Raw genomic sequence first — 17344 nt, 5'->3', positions numbered from 1 at the left:
AAACCGGAGACGAACGACTGTGAGAACCTTTATATATCGGAAACGGGGATAGAGTGGTACGGTGGCAATAGTATGCCAGGACCACACACTCACGGACGGCGGGAATTTCTACGAACGACTGCGGCCGGTGGTAGCGCTGTCGCGCTCGCCGGCCTCGCGGGCTGTACGGGGACGGTCGAGGACGTGCTGGGGGACGGCGACGACACGCTGACCGTCGCCGTCTACGGCGGCGTGTTTCAGGACGTCATGGACGACGAACTGTTCGAGCCGTTCAGCGAGGAGCTCGACATCGACGTCGAGTCGGAAGCGCAACCGACCTCCGAAGAGGCGCTCACGCAGTACGAGAACGCCGTCGGGGCGGGCGAAGCGCCCGTCGACGTCGCCATCATGGCCCAGACCGGTGTCATGCAGGGGCTCAACTCCGACCTGTGGCACATCTGGGACGAGGACGACTTCGAGAACCTCGAGTACATCAGCGACGACCTCGTCGGGGAGGCCGAGGGCGGCATCTCGAGCATCGGAGCCCTGTCGTGGTACATCAACCTCGTCCAGAACACGGATGTCATCGAAGAGCCGGTCGACAGCTGGGAGGCCCTCTGGGACGACGAGTACGAGGATACGCTCGGCCTGCTCGGCTACGCGTCGAACTCGTTCCTCCTCGATGTCACGGCAGAGGTTCGCTTCGACGGCCAGGAGATCCTCGAGGACCGCGACGGTGTGCTCGAGGTGTTCGAAGAACTCGAAGGCGTCACGGACCAGGCCAACTTCTGGTACGAGAACGAGGCCGAGTTCCAGCAGCGACTCCGCGACGGCGAGGTGCCGGCGGGGATGCTCTACAGTGACATCACCCGCGTCATGCAGGACGACGGCGCGCCGGTTCAGTCGAACTTCGTCGAGGAGGGTTCCATCCTCGACTCGGGGCTCTGGGTGACCCTCGAGACCTCGGACCTCAAGGAGGAGGCCCGTCAGTTCATCGACTACGCGAGCCGGCCCGAGGTGCAGGATCGCGTGGCCGAAAACCTCTATACGAGTCCGACGATCGAACGCGAGTACTCCGAGATCGACGAGGACTTCTACGCCGAGATCGCGGGGCCGGGGCCGGACGAGGCGATCGTCCCCAGCTACAACCTCTACGTCGAAGAGGAAGACTGGGTCAGCGAACGCTGGGAAGAGTTCATCATCGGTTAAGTACAGATGAGCGGAATTTCACTCGAAGGCGTTACGAAGCAGTATCCGGGCGGCGTTCTCGCCGTCAAGGGAGTCGACATCGACATCGAAAGCGGCGAGTTCGTGACGCTCGTCGGTCCCTCGGGCTGTGGCAAGACGACCACGTTGCGAACGATCGCCGGCTTCGAAATGCCGACGGACGGCGCGGTGCGGATCGACGAGGACGAGGTCACGGACGCGCCGCCGTACGAGCGCGATACCGGGATGGTGTTCCAGGACTTCGCGCTGTTCCCCCACATGACCATCTACGAGAACATCGCCTACGGGATGGAGGCCGCGGGGGAGTACACGGACGAAGAGATCGACGCGCGCGTCGAGGAGATGCTCGAGCTCGTCGAACTCCCGGGCGTCGCCGATCGGACGCCGGATCAGCTCTCCGGCGGCCAGCAACAGCGGATCGCGCTCGCCCGCGCGCTGGCCCCCCGCCCGAAGGCGCTGTTGCTCGACGAACCGCTGGCGAGTCTCGACAAGAAGCTCCGCGAACAGATGCAAGTCGAGTTGCGCCGCATTCAACAGGAGATCGGCATCACGACGGTTTTCGTCACGCACAATCAGGAGGAGGCGCTGACGATGTCCGATCGCCTCGCCGTGATGAACGACGGAAAGTTCGAACAGGTCGGACCGCCCGAGGAAGTGTACAACGATCCGGACAGCCGGTTCGTCGCGGATTTCCTCGGTACGGCGAACATCTTCGACGGCACGGTGACGGCGGTCGACGACGGGTACGCGACCGTCGACTGCGAGGGGCTGACACTCCGATCGAAGAGCCGGCCCGGCGTCGAACCCGGAGCCGACGTTTCGGTCATCGTCCGACCGGAACGGTTCCGGTTCGACAGCGCGAGCGCCGACGGCGGGACGTCCACGGCGACGGCCGACGTCAACGTCTTCGAGGGCGAAATTACGTTCAAACGCCACCTCGGCAGCAGCGTCGAACTGCGAGTCGAGACCCCCGACGGTCGGGAACTCGTCGTCGTTCGCCGGAGCGGCATGGACAAACGGTCGCCCGGCGACCGAGTGACCGTCGCCGTCGACGCCGAAGAGTGTCGAATTGTGGAGGCATAGATGGCGACTGAAACATCCACGAGCGACGACGGCGCGCCGGAGACCGGACGAGCGGGCCTGAAAGCGAACGCGAAGTGGTACATCCTGTCCTACCCGTTGGCCTGGCTCGTCGCGATCTTTCTCGTCCCGCTCGGCATGCTGGTCGTGTTCAGCTTCTGGGTGAACATTCCCGGCGGGCAGTACGAGATGGGCTTTACCCTCGAGAACTACACCCGGTTTCTCACGAGCAGTCTCTATCTCGGCCAGCTGTGGCTGACGATCGAACTCGCGCTCGTGACCGCGGTCGTCTCGCTCCTGCTGGGGTACCCCATGGCGTACTACCTCGCACGGATGAACCGGCCGTGGCTCCGAAGCCTGCTGTTGCTGACGATCATCTCCTCGCTGTGGGTCACCTACGTCATCAGGGCCTACGCGTGGCAGGTCATACTGGCCTCGGGCGGCGTCTTGAGTTCCGTCGGCGTCGCGACCGGCATCCTCTCCGAGCCCCAGTCGTTCTATCCGGGCTACTGGGGGCTGGTCGTCGGCATGGTCTACGTTTTCGTCCCCTTCATGATCCTCACCCTCTACAGCAGCATTCGCACCATCGACGGTGAGCTGCTCGAGGCCTCGAAGAACCTCGGGGCCGGACCGGCGAGGACGTTCCGACGGGTGACGCTCCCGCTGTCGAAAAACGGGATCATGAGCGGCACCGCGCTCGTGTTCATTCTGGCGCTCGGCTCGTACGTGCTCCCGCGACTTCTTGGGAGTTCGGCGGAGCGGACGCTGCCCGTCCTGATCGAACAGCAGATCATGAGCGAGAGCAACTACCCGTTCGGCGCCGCGATGAGTATCGGGCTGATCGTCGTCGTGCTGGTGTTCCTCTGGGTGATGATCCGCTTTACGAACGTCACGACCGCGAGTCTGGGCGGCAGCGAAGCGATCGCGACCGACGACGATGACGACGACTCCGTCGCGGACGGCGGGTCCTCGGGAATCGGAGCCGGACTCGCGGGCCGGCTCTGGAGTGCGATCGGTAACGCGGCCTCGAGTATCGGACTCACTCGAGCGCTGGGACGGATCGCACAGGCCGGGAACTCGCTGGTGACGACGGTCGATTCGAAGACGCGGGAAGCCGTTATCTGGGTGACGTTCAGGCTGTATGTCGTGGCCGTAATGGTGTTCATCGCCGCGCCGCTTGGCATCATTATCGCCGTCTCGTTCACGCCCGAACAGTTCCTGACGTTCCCGCCCGGCGGGTTCTCGATGCAGTGGTACGCCGAGTTCTTCACCGATCCGTCCTGGATCGGGGCGCTGCTCAACAGCCTCGGCATCGCGGCGGCGGCGGCGCTCCTCAGTACCACGATCGGCGGCGTGCTCGCGTTCGCACTGGACCGATTCGACTACCGCGGAGCCGCCATCTTCGGGACGCTCGGCGTCCTGCCGATTCTGGTGCCGCCCGTGATCATCGGCGTCGCCTTCCTCGTGTTCTTCCTCGAGATGGGCTTTGCCGGTTCTCGGACGAGCATCATCGTCGCTCACGGGATCTTCTACGCCCCGTTCCCGTTCATCCTGATCACGCAGGGGCTCAGTGAGATCGATCGGACGTACGAAGAGGCCGCGATGAACCTCGGCGCGTCGCCGATCCGGACGATCCGGACGATCACCTATCCGCTGTTGCGCGCGAACGTGATCTCCGGTGCGCTGTTCGCGTTCATCCTCTCGTTGAACGAGTACATCATCGCGTGGCTGCTGTCGCTGTTCCTCGTCGACACGATTCCGATCCAGATCTTCAATCAGCTCCGGTACTCGTATCCGCCGACCATCGCGGCCGCGAGCGTGGTCTTCATCGGTCTCACGGTCGTCGTGATGACCGCGATCGACCGCATGTCCGGAGGTATCTGGGAATGACGGCGGCCGGCGACGCCCGAATCGTCGCTGCCCAGACGGTTCCCGAATTCGGGGCCGTCGAACGGAACCGCGAGCGAACCGTCGAAATCGCGCAGAATCATGCGGACGCCGACCTCCTCGTCCTTCCGGAACTCGCCACGTCGGGGTACGTCTTCGAATCGGTGGCCGAAGTCGAGTCGATGGCGGAACCACGAGACGGCGAGACGGCTCGAGCCTGGACCGAGGTCGCCGCCGAAACCGACACCTGGATCGTCGGCGGCGTTCCGGAAGTAGCGAACGGGAGCTACTACAACAGCGCGCTCGTCGTCTCACCAAGCGGCGTCGAGGGCGTCTATCGGAAGGTCCACCGCTGGAACGAGGAGAAACGATGGTTCGAGGCCGGATCCGAACTGCCCGTCTTCGAGACGCCCTTCGGCCGACTCGGCGTCCAGATCTGCAACGATCAGTGGTTTCCCGAAGCCACGATCGCACAGGCGCGACGCGGTGCCGATCTGATCGCCGTCCCGACGAACTGGGTGCCGGATCCCAGCGGCGGACGGGAGAACCGGCCCGGCGGCTGGACGATGGGCGTCCATCAGGCGGTGGCTCACGCCAACGCGAACAAGGTGGCTATCGCCTGTGCGGACCGTGCAGGGACCGAACGCGGCGTCGCGTTCGAAGGACAGAGCGTTATTCTCGACGCGAACGGCGCCCCGGTCGCGGGCCCGGCACCGACCGACGGGAGCCACGTCCTCGAGGCGACGTGTGACCTCTCGCGGTCCCGAGAAAAGGCGCTGACGACATACGACGACGCGCTCGAGGATCGCCGTCCCGACGTGTACGGCCTCGACCGCGCTCTCGATTAGTCGCTCAGCGCCGGAGCCCGTGCGAGCCGCTGGACGGGTTCGAAATCGTGTCGCGGCACCGTTCCGTACAGCGTCTCCCACGATTCTGCCAGTCCGTACTCGCTGAGTGCCGTAAGCAACAGTTCTCCCATGCCGACGTTGGTTATCGAGCCGAACGCCCACGCGGCGTCGCCGCTCGAGATCTGATCCTGTTCTCGCGGCCGCTGGACGGTGATGACACCCCCGAGGGACGCTCTGGTCGCGATGGCGAGGTCGCGCGCCTCCTCGAGTCGGTGGATCGGAAACTCGCGGTCGTCGCCGATGAGGAGGCCGCTCTCGCCCTCTTCGAGGATGCTCGAGACGTCGCTTCGGCCGGCTTCGATCAGGAGCGTAATGACGTCGATCGACGATCCCTTGCCGTTGATTATGTCGACGTAGCGGACGATCTCGCCGCCGAAATCGGCTGGCGCGCTCGTTTCCTCGCTCGGCGTCGGCTCGTACTGGAGCACGCCCGCGGTCGTGAGTTTGGCGTTGATACCGTGGGCCAGCAAGACGCCGTCGAGGGTGATACTCGAGGGTGCGAGCAACCGGTAGTCTCCCGGTTCGGTCTCGGCGCTTTCTGCGAAATCAACCGGGAGCGGACCGAACGGCAACGAGTCGAGTCGCGAGACGAGAGACAGCGCATCGTCGACGTCCTCCTCCGCGAGGTAGACGCCGGAGGCGATGAGGACGCCGGCGTCCTCGTTCGGATCGTACGTAACGCGGCTGGTGAGGGTGGCAATACGCGCCCGTATCTGCTCGAGTCGACCGTTGACGTCGCCTTGACCGAGCTCCCGGCGACCGCTTTCCGTGAGACGGCGGCCGCGTCCGGGGACCTTTTCGGTCAGTCCCAGGTCGTCGAGTTCCGAGAGGGCCAGCCTGATCGTCCGGTCTTTGATGTCGTAGCCGTGTCGCTGCATCAGTTCGACGAGCTGAATGCTTCCGATCGGACCGTGCCGGTCGACGAGTCGGAGAATATCGTACGTTCGCCTGTCGAGATCCGGGGCCATTCAGGCTGAGAGTGGGCGAGGAGCTACACTAATGTTTGCTTTCGATTACCGCCCTGAACGGGAACGCTGTCGGTTCTATCGCCGCGTCCGAACCGCGCTATCACCGTCGGTTCGGTGCGTACGGCCGTCGAGGCCGACGGGAATCGGCGTCGGAAGGTAACCTTTTATGCCCCGTCCAACAACCGATAGGATGGCAACTGATTGCCGGGTTGTGAAACAATGACATTCGACACGGCGGATACGGACAATCGGACAGTGACGTCGCAGTACGACGAGTACGTGATGCCGATCTGGAAGAGCCTCAACGTTCCCGTCGAACGGGCCTCGGACTGTACGCTAGAGGACTTCGACGGAAACACCTATCTCGATCTTTTCTCAGGGATTTCGGTCACGAACGCCGGTCACAATAACTCGGCGGTCGTCGAAGCAGCCCAGGACCAACTCGAGGAGTTCGTCCACGGCTGCTCGTACGTACACCCGAACGCGCCCGTCGGCGAACTCGCCGAACGCCTCGCCGAGATCACGCCGGGGGACCTTCAGAAGACGTTCTTCTGTAACTCCGGGACAGAAGCGGTCGAGGGCGCGGTCAAACTCGCCCGCAAACACACCGGCAACACGGAAGTTATCGCGCTCGAGATGGCCTTCCACGGCCGAACGCTCGGCAGTCTCGCGCTGACGGGCAACAAGGCGTACAAGAAGGACATGGCGCCGACGATCAACGACGTCTCGCACACCCCGGCGCCGTACGCCTACCGGTGTCGAACGTGTGACGGGTCGTGTTCGAACGACTGCGCGGACGAACTCGAGCATATCATCGGCACCCACACGTCGGACGACATCGCCGCGGTCGTCGTCGAACCGATCATGGGAGAAGGTGGCATTATCGTCCCGCCGGAGGGCTGGCTCGAGCGAGTCAGCGAGATCGTCCACGACCACGGCGGACTCCTGATTCTCGACGAGGTCCAGTCGGGGTACGGCCGGACGGGCGAGCTGTTCGCCACCGAGCACTTCGACGTCGAACCGGACATCATGGCGCAGGCGAAAGGGATCGCGAACGGGATGCCACTCGGCGCGTTCACCGCGCCGGCCGACGTCGCGGACAGCTTTGAATCCGGCGACCACCTCTCGACGTTCGGCGGCAACCCCGTCGCCTGCGCCGCAGCGCTGGCCACGATCGACGAACTCCAGGGCGGACTCGTCGACAACGCCCGCGAACAGGGCGAGTGGCTGTCCTCGCGACTGGCCGACCTCGAGTCGTCGTTCGACGTCGTCGGCGACGCGCGAGGGCTCGGACTGATGCAGGGGATCGAACTCGTCGATCCCGACGATACGGGGCCGATGGGCGTCGCGCCGGCACCCGACAAAAAACTCGCAACGGCCGTCGCCGACCGCCTTCGCGAGGCGGGCGTCGTCATCGGCGTCGGCGGCTACTACGGCAACGTCATGCGGTTCCAGCCGCCGCTCTCAATCGACCGCGAGCAACTGGAAACCGGCGTCGACGCGCTCGAGGAGGCCCTCGAGGCGGAGGTAGCGGATGCGTAATCGACAGCGGGAGCGCGCGGCGGCGTTTCGCGAGTCGACGACGGGCGCTGACGTCGAACTCGCCTACGCCGGCTTCAATCGGTTTCTGAAGGGCGAAGAGCGGGAGGTTGACGACGTCGGGGACGTCGACGCGGCGGTCCTCGGCGCGCCCTACGACGGTGCCGTCTCCAACCGACCGGGAAGCAGATACGGCCCGGCGGCGATCCGGGAGGCCAGCGGTTGGTGGGCGTATATCTCGGACTACAAGGGTGGGCTGACGAACATGCAGACCGGGAAGACCGTCAACTTCGACGACCTCTCCGTCGCCGACTGCGGCGACGTCCCGATCTTCCCGATGGACCACGAGACGACGGCCGAGAGCATCACGTCCCACGTCGCGGCGGTCGCCTCGCAGACGTTTCCCGTCCTGCTCGGCGGCGACCACTACTGTACGTTCCCGTCCGTCCGCGGCTTCGCTGAAGGTGCGGACCACGACAGCGTGGGATTCGTCCAGATCGACGCCCACACCGACACGGTCTCCGAGAGCCCCGTCTTCGGAACCGATTTCCACGGCTCGAGCACCGCGCTGATCGCGGACTCGCCGTACGTCGACTACGAGAACGTGAGCCAGGTCGGGATCAGGGGGTACGAGTCGCCCGACTTCTTCGAGTTCGCCGACGAGACCGGCCTGAACCTTTACACGATGCGGGAGGTCGACGAGCGCGGGATCGGCTCGGTCGTCACGGACGCGATCGAGGCGGCAGCCGCGGACACGGACGCCGTCTACGTCAGCTTCGACATCGACGGCGTCGATCCGAGCGTCGCGCCGGGAACCGGGACGCCGATCCCCGGCGGGCTCTCGGCCCAGCAGGCCCTCGAGACGATGGAAGTCCTCGGCGCGCACGACGCCGTCGGCGCGGCCGACCTGATGGAGGTCGCCCCGCGCTACGATTCGACGGAGGGAACCCAACGACTCGCGGCGTACCTGCTGGTCACGCTGCTCGAGCGAGCGTTCGCGGAGTGATCCGTCGCAAACCGATGGAGATCGCAGGCACCGGTACGAGACAGATGCGAGACACGAAAGGAGCAACAGTCAGATGACACCACCGAACAACAGACCACTGCCCGACGGAACGGTCGGGACCGGACGAACGGACGGCGTCGCCGAGTCGGTCATCAGGGAGATGACTCGCGAGGCGATCAGCCAGGGCGCGATCAACCTCTCGCAGGGGATTCCCGACGAGGACGAAACCCCGCCGGAGATCAAACGCGCCGCGAAAGCGGCGATCGACACCGACAGCCAGTACACGATCACCTGGGGGCTGCCGGAGCTCAGGGAGGCCGTTTCAGAACGGTACGCCGAGTGGAAAGGCGTCGAGTACGACCCCGAGACGGAGGTGACGATCACCAGCGGTACCAGCGAGGCGATCATGTCGACGATGCTCTCACTCGCCGGGCCGGACGACGAGGTCATCTACTTCGAGCCGGTCTACGAGAGCTACATCCCGGCGAGTCAGTTCGCCGGCGCGACGCCGATTCCGCTCGACATGACGGACGGACTCGAGCCGGACTACGAGGCGTTGGCCGAGGCGGCCGAACGGGCGCGCATCCTCGTGCTCAACACGCCGATGAACCCGACCGGGAAGGTGTTCACCCGCGAGGAACTCGAGCGGATCGAGGAGCTCGTCTTCGAACACGACCTGATCGTCCTGACCGACGAAATCTACGAGCACATCGTCTACACCGACGACTACGTGAGCCCGGTCGAGGTCGGCGACCTCGCCGAACGGACGGTCGTCTGTACCGGCATGTCGAAGACGTTCAGCGTCACCGGCTGGCGCGTCGGCTTCTGTCTCGCCCCCGAGTACCTCTCGCGGGAACTGCGGAAGATCCACGACTACACGAGTATCTGCGCGCCGACGCCGTTCCAGCGGGCCGGCGTCGAGGCGCTGTCGCTGCCCGACTCCTACTACGAGGAACTTGCCGAGTCCTACGAAGTGCGTCGTGAACTGCTCTGTGAGGGGCTCCGCGAGGCCGGACTCGATCCGGTCGAACCCGACGGCGCGTACTACGTCATGACTCGCTATCCGACCGACGAGAGCGATATCGAGTTCTGCTACCGGCTGATACGGGAGGCGGGCGTCGCGGCCGTCCCCGGGAGCAGTTTCTACACCGATCCCGACGCCGAAGCGGACTGGATTCGGTTTACGTTTTCGCGCAACGAGTCGACCATCCGGGAGGCCGTCGATCGGCTGGTCGAGAACCGCTGGTGGTGAGCCCGATCGAGAGGGGGACTCAGCACTCGAGCACGGCGTTCCTCGAATCGCGACCGCCGACGGCAGTGTTCGACTGAGCGAAACGAAAGCTTGAATCGACGGGCACGCAAACGACCAGTAACATGAGCGACGAGGACGACGAAGAGCCGGCCGTGACGCTCGGAACAGAGACTCCCGTCGAGGGCGCTCCGCTCGCCCGCGTCACGTCGCGGCTGACCTGGCCCAAAGAAAAGAGCGAGATCGACCGACTTGAGGGAGACAGCGTCATCCGAACCCCTGACGGCCCGCGGGAGCTGTCGACTGTCCTCGAGGACGTCGACGAGACGTACTTCCAGCGCCACCAGGAGTTCGAGGCCCACGTTCGAACGGTCATCGGCACCGGACCGATTCCAACGGCCGACGAGTAACTACCTGTGGCGACGGAGGGAGTCCGAAGCGGCGGTCGCTGGCTTCGTGACCAGTTCGATCGACTCTCCTGGTTCCAGAAGTCGCTGCTGACCGGCGCCGTTTTGACGCTGTTGTGGATGCAGTTCGTTCCCGGCGAGTTGAGCCGCCGAACCGTCGTCGACAGCGTGTTGCTGATCGGCGGCCCGCTCGCGCTCGGACTCACACACGGCAATCACATCGGCTGGAACGTCAACCGAGTCGCCGTTCGAAACGCCGTCTTGCTCTCGCTGTTCGTCCTGCCGTTCTATCTCGTCGGCTCGACGCTGCCGACGATTCGCGCGTACTATCCCATGTGGGAAACCTCGGCTGCGCCGGGCGAGTTCATCCCGCACGCGCTCCAACTGTTCACGCTCGCGCTGGCCGCCGAAACCTACTATCGCGGGCTGCTCTGTGTCGGCGTCAAGGAGATCGGCCGTAAGGCGGTGCTCATCAGCCCCGTCGTCTACATGATCCACCACGCGGGGAAACCGCCGATCGAGTTCCTGCTCTCGGGACCGACCGACGTCCTGTTCGGCGCCGTCGACTACGAGTCGAACTCCATCCTGCCGTCGGTGATCGCCCACGGCGCGGGACTCGTCTTACTCGACTGGCTCGTCCTTCACGATCCGCTGTTCGATCCGATGCCGTTTCTGGAGTCCCTCGAGTGGCTCCCGGTACCGCTGTGACTCGAGCGGAATTCGGAACCCGCATTCGCGCGGCAAAAACAGTGCGCGATTTCGTGATCCGATTCGACTCGTTACCGGCGACTGGCGCTGATCGCGACGAGGAGGGTGGCCAGCGCGACGATCGCTCCGATCGGACCGAACCCGGGAACGCCGTCGGTTGTCGTCTCGCTCGCGTCGACACTCGACTCGTCGTTCGTTGCGGTCGAAGCCGTCAGTTCGAAGCCGTCGAGTTCCGTTTCGCCGTCCCAGTTCACCGCCGATTCCTCGTGAATCGTCGGTTCGGGCGTCACCGACTCGATCGTCGTCCCGTCTGGAATCGTAACGATCAGCGATCGGTCGCTTTCGAACCCGCTCGCAAACGGCTCCATGAGGACGACCGTTTCGCCCTCGACGGCGGCTAACTCGTCCCAGAACGCCGAGAACGTAACGATACCGCTGTCCTCGTTCGTTCGCACGTCGACCGATTTGCTCTCTACTGACTTCTCGCGGTCCGCGTCGGTGTCGACATCGTCTGCGACCCCTTCGAGGCGCTCGCTGAACCGTTCGAGGAGATCAGCTTGCGTCTTCTCGTCCTCGCGAAGCGTCTCGAACGCGTCCCGCTCGTCCTCGTCAGTCAAATCGTAGACCGACACGAGCGTCACGGTCGCGTCCCCGTCGGCCTCGAGGGCGACGTGGACCGCAGGCCCGTTGATCGACTCGTCGGTGACTGCGCTCGAACCGGCGACCGGCATCGCCAGCCCGCTGACGAGGAGCATCGACACCACGAGTGTAACTCCGAATGCCCGTCGCATCGCTAGTCGTTGGAGTGGTCGTCGGTTTCGGTGTCGGTGTCGGTGTCGGTGTCGTTCTCAGACGATTCGGAATCGTCGTGCTCGCCATCGTCGGCGGTCGAATCGTCGTCGTGTTCGTCAGCATCGTCCGACCGGTCCGAATCGGGACCGCCGGCTCGGTCTTCAGGACTGTCATCAGTTCGGTCCGGGCCGCCGGTCTCTATCGGGGCACCCGGTTCGCGGTCGGGGGCAGGCGACTGTCCGACGGCGTTACCGGCGATCGACTGTGCGATCGCTGCGACCTCCTCACCGCCGAGTTCGCTCGCCCGGTCTCGTAGGTCTTCGATCGCCTCGAGATCGATCCCTCGCTCCTCGAGCAATTCTGGGTCGAGCTCATCCGCGTTCGTTTGGGCGGCCTCGGCGTTGCGTTCGACCGTCGCCTTTTCGGCGGCAGCCGTCGCAACTTCGGCACGATACTGTCCTTCGGTGATTTCGCCATCGTTTCGGGCGTCCTCGAGCTCGTCGAGTCGCTGCTCGAGTTCCGCGAGTCGTTCCTCGACGTCGGCGAGTTGATCGTCGACGACATCGGCGCGCTCGTCGTCGCTCTCCGCGTTCGCAATTTTGATACCGTAGGTTCGCTCCGAGAGCTCACCGTTCACCTCCGCTTCCTGCACCCCGATGACGCCGGAGAGCTGTTCGCCCGGCGAAACCGAGCCGGCGTCGGACTCGGTTTCCTGTTCGTGTTCGCTCGCGAGTACCCCCGCTGCACCGAACGGTACCGCTGCCAGCGCGACCATCAGTGCAATCATCAGCGTGACTGTCGTTCGTCGTTGCATCACACCAGGGTATCTATTCCTCGACGTGATATACACTCGAGATGATTACTCCGGTTCAACGATCGTTGACGACAGTTAACGCGATTTTCGAACCGTTGCTGTCTTTCGATTTCGCCCGTTTTTGCCCGTCGATCGGACACCGTCAACCGACGGTCGAATCGCTGTCAATTGTTCCGCACTGGATCCCGATCAGACGCGGAATGATCGTCCGGAAGCGTTAGGACGTTCTCGCGACCGAGGCGGAACGACTCGAGTTTCCCTTCCTCGCGGAGTCCGCTCACGACTTTGCTCGTCTTTGCGTCGGTCCACTCGAGTTCCTCGATGACCGCCTGCTGTTTCATCCGTCCGTCGTACTCCTCGAGTAGACGAAGGACCTGTTCTTCGTTACTGAGCAGATCGCCTCGCGGATCGGGACCGGAGTCGGTTGTGGGCGCGGGACCGGAACCAGATCCGACCTCCGTTTTCGCGTCGTCGGGGCCGACGGCTGCTCTCGATGGGGTACCGTCGTCGGTCGCCCCTGTCTCGGATCGCGTCCGGTACCACCACGCTCCGCCGACGGCGGCCACGACGATGGCGAGGAGTCCCGCACCTATCGCTATCCCTTCGATCCCGATACCGCCGGTCGAGACGACCACGCTGGGCTCGTCAGAGACGAACTCCGTCTGACTTCCGTGCCAAATAACCAGATTATCGCGTCGGTCGTCCGGCTCCGGTTCGACCGAGACGAGGTCGTAGTCGTCCGGCCAGTCAATCGACAGTCGGGTATCATCACCGAGGTAGATCCCTTCGATCGCATCTCCCGCGTGGAGTTCGTCACCGTCGGCGGCGGCGAACCCGTGCCAGTGGAACGAATACGTGACGAAACCGTACTCGGTTCCCAGCGTCTGACGGCTGGTTTCGACGGCGAACCCGTCGGCGGACATCTCCCGGTCGGTCGCGTCCCGAGCCGTTTCGACGGTGGCGTCGATTCGGTCGACGAACTGGGCCGTATACGCGTCGGGATCGTCGGCGATGTCCTCGCGAAGCGATTCGAAGGCGTCGACGCTCTCGTTGTCATCGAGTCGCATCCGGTACTGGACGGTCCATTCTGCGCTCCCGTCGGACTGTAGCGAGACCTCGAGTCGCGTCTCGTCGGCATCGATCTCTTCGGGGGCTCCCACGGCGGTCATCGAGTCATCCTGTGTCGGTTCGACGGCTGCGGTCGGTCCGAATCCGGTAGCGGCCCCGATAACGACGAGCACGATCAGGAGCCCGGTCCGGAAATTCATACTGAGGCCTCTGACTCGAAGTTCTTAAAGTAACCGAACCCATACATATCAAATATAATGTATAAATAGCGCATATCGGAAAATATCGTCGACTGAGTCCAATAAAGGCCGCGATATCGAAGTGGACGAAAAGTAAAATCCCCAACACTAGCGTTCGTGTAACCCGTTTCGATCAGGTCAGTGAACGTGTGAAGGAACGCCGGGTGCAACGTCACCGACGTCTGAAACGACAGTCCGAACGGCCTCACCGAGCGCACCGATCACGCCCGTGACGAAGTCGGTAATCGTGTCGAGGAGTTCCGTGACGAATTCCGGAACCGGTTCCGGTAACTCGACCGGTGGCCCGTCTCCGTCCGCTGCGTGCTGGTTTCCGGGCTGTGCCGCTGCCGCGGCCGTCGCTCCGAAGAGGACGGCGAACGCGACGACGAGAGCGAGTGCGAAGCGTTTCATTACGACAGGAAGGTGGACACTCACCGAGTTAAACTGGTACGGTCGTATCACCGTTTTTCAGTGGTTTGAATCCGTTTTGAGCCCATTTTCTGCCGTTTTCTTCCGTTTGTCCCCCTTCCGGCACAGCCCCGGTATTCGTTGCTCCCTCGGGAAACGAGGTGGTAGGTTAAGGGGCGTGACGACGAACGACTCACGCATGAGTCTCCCAATCGACCCTGCCGCGATCGACCCGGAGGATTTCGGTGAGAAACAGGCCGTCCTCGAGATGGACCACGAGGAGGCGATCGAACACGTCCGCGAGGTCTGTGAGGACGTCGGGTTCGGCATCCCCGTCGAGTTCTCGCCCTCGGAGCTGTTAAACGAGAAGGTCGACGCGGATCGCGACCCCTACTACGTCCTCGGCGCTTGCAACCCCGAGATCGCGAATCAGGCGCTCGACGAAACGATGCGAATCGGCGGCCTCTTCCCCTGTAACATGATCGTCTGGGAGGAAGAGCCGGGTCGTCAGCGGGTCTACCACGTCTCGATCATGAAGATCGCTCGTCTGCTCGGCACGGCACCGGACAACGACGAGTGGGCCGAGATCATCGACACCACCGGCGACCTCACCGAAGAGACCTTCGAGCGACTCGAGTCGGCCGAGACCGAAGTAACGGACTGATCGGATCGCTCTCGAGGCCGGTTACAGAAGCTGTACGTGGATAACTGTGTGCTCTCCAGTACGGCCGTGTGACCGGTATCGACCGCTTCGTGGCGTTTCTCGCAGCAGTTTCCGGCGTCGGTAGTCGCGACCGTCGTTCTCCGGGCCGCGCCGTTGCAAACGGCAGCGCTACGTGACAATCAAAAATGTCAACATTTACGTGCTGAACGGATCACCTCGAGACATGGACGTTCGAACCGCGTTTTTCGCCCTCCTACTCGTCGCTCTCGGTGCGATCGCAGCACTGCTGGTCGCGCCGCTGTTACAGTATGTGATGGCTGCAGCCCTCCTCGCGTTCGTGCTCTTTCCCCTCCACGAGCGACTCACCGAACGACTCGGAAATCGACTATCGGCGCTGACGCTTACCGGTTTCGCGATCGTCGCCGCAGTTGTCCCGATTCTCTACTTCTCGATCGTCATTCTGCAGACCGTCTTTTCCTTTCTCGACGACTTCGACGAACTGGCAGCGGTCGAGGGACTTCGAACGGCCGCACTCGATCTCGGGGTCGAAGCCGAGGTACTCGACGAGATCGAAACCGAACTCATCACCGAAATCGAAGGCTCGCTCTCCGGGGCCGTCGAGATCGCCTTACAGGAACTGATCGGCCTGCTGAACGCGAGCATTCAGATGAGCTTCGGCCTGCTCGTGCTCGTCTTTCTCCTCTACTACCTGCTGGTCGACGGCCCGCAGTTCGTCGCCTGGCTCAGCGATATCCTGCCGCTCGAGGAGGAGGTTCGTGAGGAACTGTTCGAGGAGGTCGAGGTCGTCACCTGGGCCGTGATCCAGAGTCACGTCCTCGTGGCGCTGGTCGAGGGGCTACTCGGCGGACTGGGATTTTACCTGCTCGGTGTCCCGAACGTGGCGTTCTGGACCGTTATCATGATTGTCGTCTCCTTTCTTCCGGCGATCGGCGTCTGGCTGGTCTGGGGGCCCGCGGTCGTCTATCTCGGTATCACGGCCGACCCGGTCTCGGCGGTCGCGCTGTTGCTGTACGGAGTCGCCGTCCTCTCGGTGGTCGATAACTACCTGCGGGCGATCTTCGTCGACCGAAGTTCGGGACTCCATCCGGCGGTCGTCCTCGTCGGCGTCATCGGCGGCATCTACCTGCTCGGGATCATGGGGCTGTTCCTCGGACCCGTTCTGCTGGCAGTGCTCAAGGCCGGATTGAACGTCTTCAGCAGAATGGACTTCGCTGCGGAGCGCCAGAACGCGAAGCGATCCGAGACGGCACCCGACGGACGACTCGCTGAGTCGGAATAATCGTACCGGCCGTCACGAATTTCGGTCGTCGGTCCGTTCCCCATGCGGTGGGACGTCGACGAACGGCTCGAGCGAGCCGTGTTCCGGAAAACAGCGGGACAGAAACCTGCGGAAACCAAGCGATACCGAACCGTAGCGGCCCTTCCGCTTCGCCTTAGTCCGCCGTCCGTCCCGTTTCGGTCCGGCGCAGCGTCGGCACGCCGAAGCCAGTCAGCGCTACCGCAAACAGCACCACCGGCGACAGGATGCCGAACAGGTAGTACGGTGCGTACGACGGCGTCGGGATGCCCGCCGCGGTGGCCATTGATACTGCCGGACAGAACTATTCGAAGATTGGTCGCGCTACTGCGGCCGCCTCGGGGATGACGGCCGCGAATTCGCGACCGACTTCTCATTGACTTCTGCCCGACAGTATGAAAAACAGCTATCTATCGCTCTCTTCGATCGGATCGGGAGGTCGGTTACCGTCGGTCTCCTCGAGTTCCTCGAGCCGTTGCTCGGCGTCGTACTGGATGTACGCGGAGACGACCGCGGTGACGGCGATAACGAACAGCGGCATCCCGATGAGTAGTACGATCATCACTACCGCGGTGAGAAATTCGGGACTGACGAGCGCGAGCCACATACTCCGTATACGCGTTCGGACGGTTTAGACACCAGGGTTTCTGCAATGCCGTTCCGCCATACCGAACGCTGTACCGGGTCCCCGACGCGGCCGCAGGACGGGTCGCGGTCACACCGGAACTGACGAACAGCGCTCCGTTCAGCGCCCGTTCAGTTCGCTGTCGTCTGACTCGAGGCGTTCGACGCGTTGTTCGAGCGTCGACACCTGTCGCTCGAGCGTCGCGACTCGCCGCTCGAGGGCGGGATCAGCATCGCTCGCGGAACGACCGGCGTCGCGCGTCGGACGTCGTTCGCCGGCACCACTCCCGCCACTTCCACCACCATCGCCGGTGAGTTGCTGAATGACGAGCACGATGACGACGACCGGAACGACGACGAAGAGCACCAGCATGAACAGCATGATCAGGAGTTCCGGCCCCCCGGGCGCACCGGGTACGAATAACGGATCGAACGGAATCATATGAAGACATCAACGCG

Annotated in this window: 19 protein-coding genes; 11 read left to right on the top strand and 8 right to left on the bottom strand. The window is 63.6% G+C overall.

Going from position 1 to position 17344, the window contains the following annotated elements:
* The first annotated feature begins 72 nt into the window (after positions 1–72).
* From GS429_RS01050 to GS429_RS01035, 4 genes are read left to right on the top strand one after another with little or no spacing between them, the layout of a single operon-like run.
* A complete protein-coding gene (locus GS429_RS01050; RefSeq protein WP_160061877.1) occupies positions 73–1188 on the top strand; it encodes an ABC transporter substrate-binding protein in 1116 nt (371 codons plus the stop codon).
* Between the two features lie 6 nt (positions 1189–1194).
* On the top strand, positions 1195–2289 hold the full coding sequence (locus GS429_RS01045) for an ABC transporter ATP-binding protein (RefSeq protein ID WP_160061875.1): 1095 nt from the start codon (positions 1195–1197) through the stop codon (positions 2287–2289).
* A complete protein-coding gene (locus tag GS429_RS01040; RefSeq protein ID WP_160061873.1) occupies positions 2290–4176 on the top strand; it encodes an ABC transporter permease subunit in 1887 nt (628 codons plus the stop codon).
* The gene (locus GS429_RS01035; protein ID WP_160061871.1) at positions 4173–5021 is read left to right on the top strand and encodes a nitrilase family protein; all 849 of its coding nucleotides are present in this window, start codon (positions 4173–4175) and stop codon (positions 5019–5021) included. Before GS429_RS01040 ends, GS429_RS01035 begins: the two co-directional genes overlap by 4 nt.
* On the opposite strand, the gene GS429_RS01030 is transcribed toward GS429_RS01035, so the two are convergent.
* Positions 5018–6049 (bottom strand): DUF128 domain-containing protein, encoded by a 1032-nt coding sequence (locus GS429_RS01030; protein ID WP_160061869.1) that lies wholly within the window; start codon positions 6047–6049, stop codon positions 5018–5020. The two genes, GS429_RS01035 and GS429_RS01030, sit on opposite strands and share 4 nt — an antisense overlap.
* A gap of 219 nt (positions 6050–6268) precedes the next feature.
* Between GS429_RS01030 and GS429_RS01025 the strand changes: the two genes are divergently transcribed.
* The 5 genes from GS429_RS01025 (at position 6269) to GS429_RS01005 (ending at position 10958) form a co-directional block, all read left to right on the top strand.
* Complete coding sequence (locus GS429_RS01025; RefSeq protein ID WP_160061867.1) at positions 6269–7591, top strand: aspartate aminotransferase family protein; 1323 nt, start codon at positions 6269–6271, stop codon at positions 7589–7591.
* A complete protein-coding gene (locus GS429_RS01020; RefSeq protein ID WP_160061865.1) occupies positions 7584–8594 on the top strand; it encodes an agmatinase family protein in 1011 nt (336 codons plus the stop codon). Before GS429_RS01025 ends, GS429_RS01020 begins: the two co-directional genes overlap by 8 nt.
* A gap of 73 nt (positions 8595–8667) precedes the next feature.
* Entirely contained in the window at positions 8668–9846 is a 1179-nt protein-coding gene (locus GS429_RS01015) for a pyridoxal phosphate-dependent aminotransferase (protein WP_160061863.1), read from the top strand.
* Positions 9847–9968: 122 nt separating this feature from the next.
* A complete protein-coding gene (locus GS429_RS01010; RefSeq protein WP_160061861.1) occupies positions 9969–10253 on the top strand; it encodes a DUF5789 family protein in 285 nt (94 codons plus the stop codon).
* A 6-nt stretch (positions 10254–10259) separates the two neighbouring features.
* Positions 10260–10958: a CPBP family glutamic-type intramembrane protease gene (locus GS429_RS01005; protein ID WP_328821176.1), complete on the top strand. Its 699-nt coding sequence runs from the start codon at positions 10260–10262 to the stop codon at positions 10956–10958.
* 71 nt (positions 10959–11029) lie between these two features.
* Here GS429_RS01005 and GS429_RS01000 read toward each other — a convergent pair whose 3' ends face one another.
* The 4 genes from GS429_RS01000 to GS429_RS00985 all read right to left on the bottom strand — a co-directional run bounded on the left by GS429_RS01000 (position 11030) and on the right by GS429_RS00985 (position 14282).
* Complete coding sequence (locus GS429_RS01000; protein ID WP_160061859.1) at positions 11030–11749, bottom strand: DUF4897 domain-containing protein; 720 nt, start codon at positions 11747–11749, stop codon at positions 11030–11032.
* Between the two features lie 2 nt (positions 11750–11751).
* The gene (locus GS429_RS00995; protein ID WP_160061857.1) at positions 11752–12564 is read right to left on the bottom strand and encodes a putative sodium/potassium/calcium exchanger; all 813 of its coding nucleotides are present in this window, start codon (positions 12562–12564) and stop codon (positions 11752–11754) included.
* A gap of 164 nt (positions 12565–12728) precedes the next feature.
* Positions 12729–13832 carry a DUF7345 domain-containing protein gene (locus GS429_RS00990; protein ID WP_160061855.1) on the bottom strand — a complete coding sequence of 368 codons (1104 nt, stop codon included), beginning with the start codon at positions 13830–13832 and terminating at the stop codon, positions 12729–12731.
* Between the two features lie 177 nt (positions 13833–14009).
* Entirely contained in the window at positions 14010–14282 is a 273-nt protein-coding gene (locus GS429_RS00985; protein WP_160061853.1) for a hypothetical protein, read from the bottom strand.
* A gap of 196 nt (positions 14283–14478) precedes the next feature.
* On the opposite strand from GS429_RS00985, the gene GS429_RS00980 reads away from it, so the two are divergent.
* Positions 14479–14943, top strand: coding sequence for a DUF302 domain-containing protein (locus GS429_RS00980; protein ID WP_160061851.1), 465 nt, complete (start codon positions 14479–14481; stop codon positions 14941–14943).
* Positions 14944–15166: 223 nt separating this feature from the next.
* Complete coding sequence (locus tag GS429_RS00975; protein WP_160061849.1) at positions 15167–16243, top strand: AI-2E family transporter; 1077 nt, start codon at positions 15167–15169, stop codon at positions 16241–16243.
* Positions 16244–16397: 154 nt separating this feature from the next.
* Here the strand turns inward: GS429_RS00975 and GS429_RS00970 are convergent, their stop codons facing one another.
* From GS429_RS00970 to GS429_RS00960, 3 genes are all read right to left on the bottom strand, one after another.
* On the bottom strand, positions 16398–16547 hold the full coding sequence (locus tag GS429_RS00970; protein ID WP_201293924.1) for a hypothetical protein: 150 nt from the start codon (positions 16545–16547) through the stop codon (positions 16398–16400).
* Positions 16548–16667: 120 nt separating this feature from the next.
* Positions 16668–16868: a hypothetical protein gene (locus GS429_RS00965; protein WP_160061847.1), complete on the bottom strand. Its 201-nt coding sequence runs from the start codon at positions 16866–16868 to the stop codon at positions 16668–16670.
* 138 nt (positions 16869–17006) lie between these two features.
* Positions 17007–17327 carry a hypothetical protein gene (locus GS429_RS00960; protein ID WP_160061845.1) on the bottom strand — a complete coding sequence of 107 codons (321 nt, stop codon included), beginning with the start codon at positions 17325–17327 and terminating at the stop codon, positions 17007–17009.
* Positions 17328–17344: the final 17 nt, after the last annotated feature.

This window comes from Natronorubrum halalkaliphilum (genome assembly GCF_009834785.1).
In the GTDB taxonomy this organism is placed as follows: Archaea; Halobacteriota; Halobacteria; order Halobacteriales; family Natrialbaceae; genus Natronorubrum; species Natronorubrum halalkaliphilum.
This window is presented reverse-complemented; position numbering and strand designations above follow the sequence as displayed.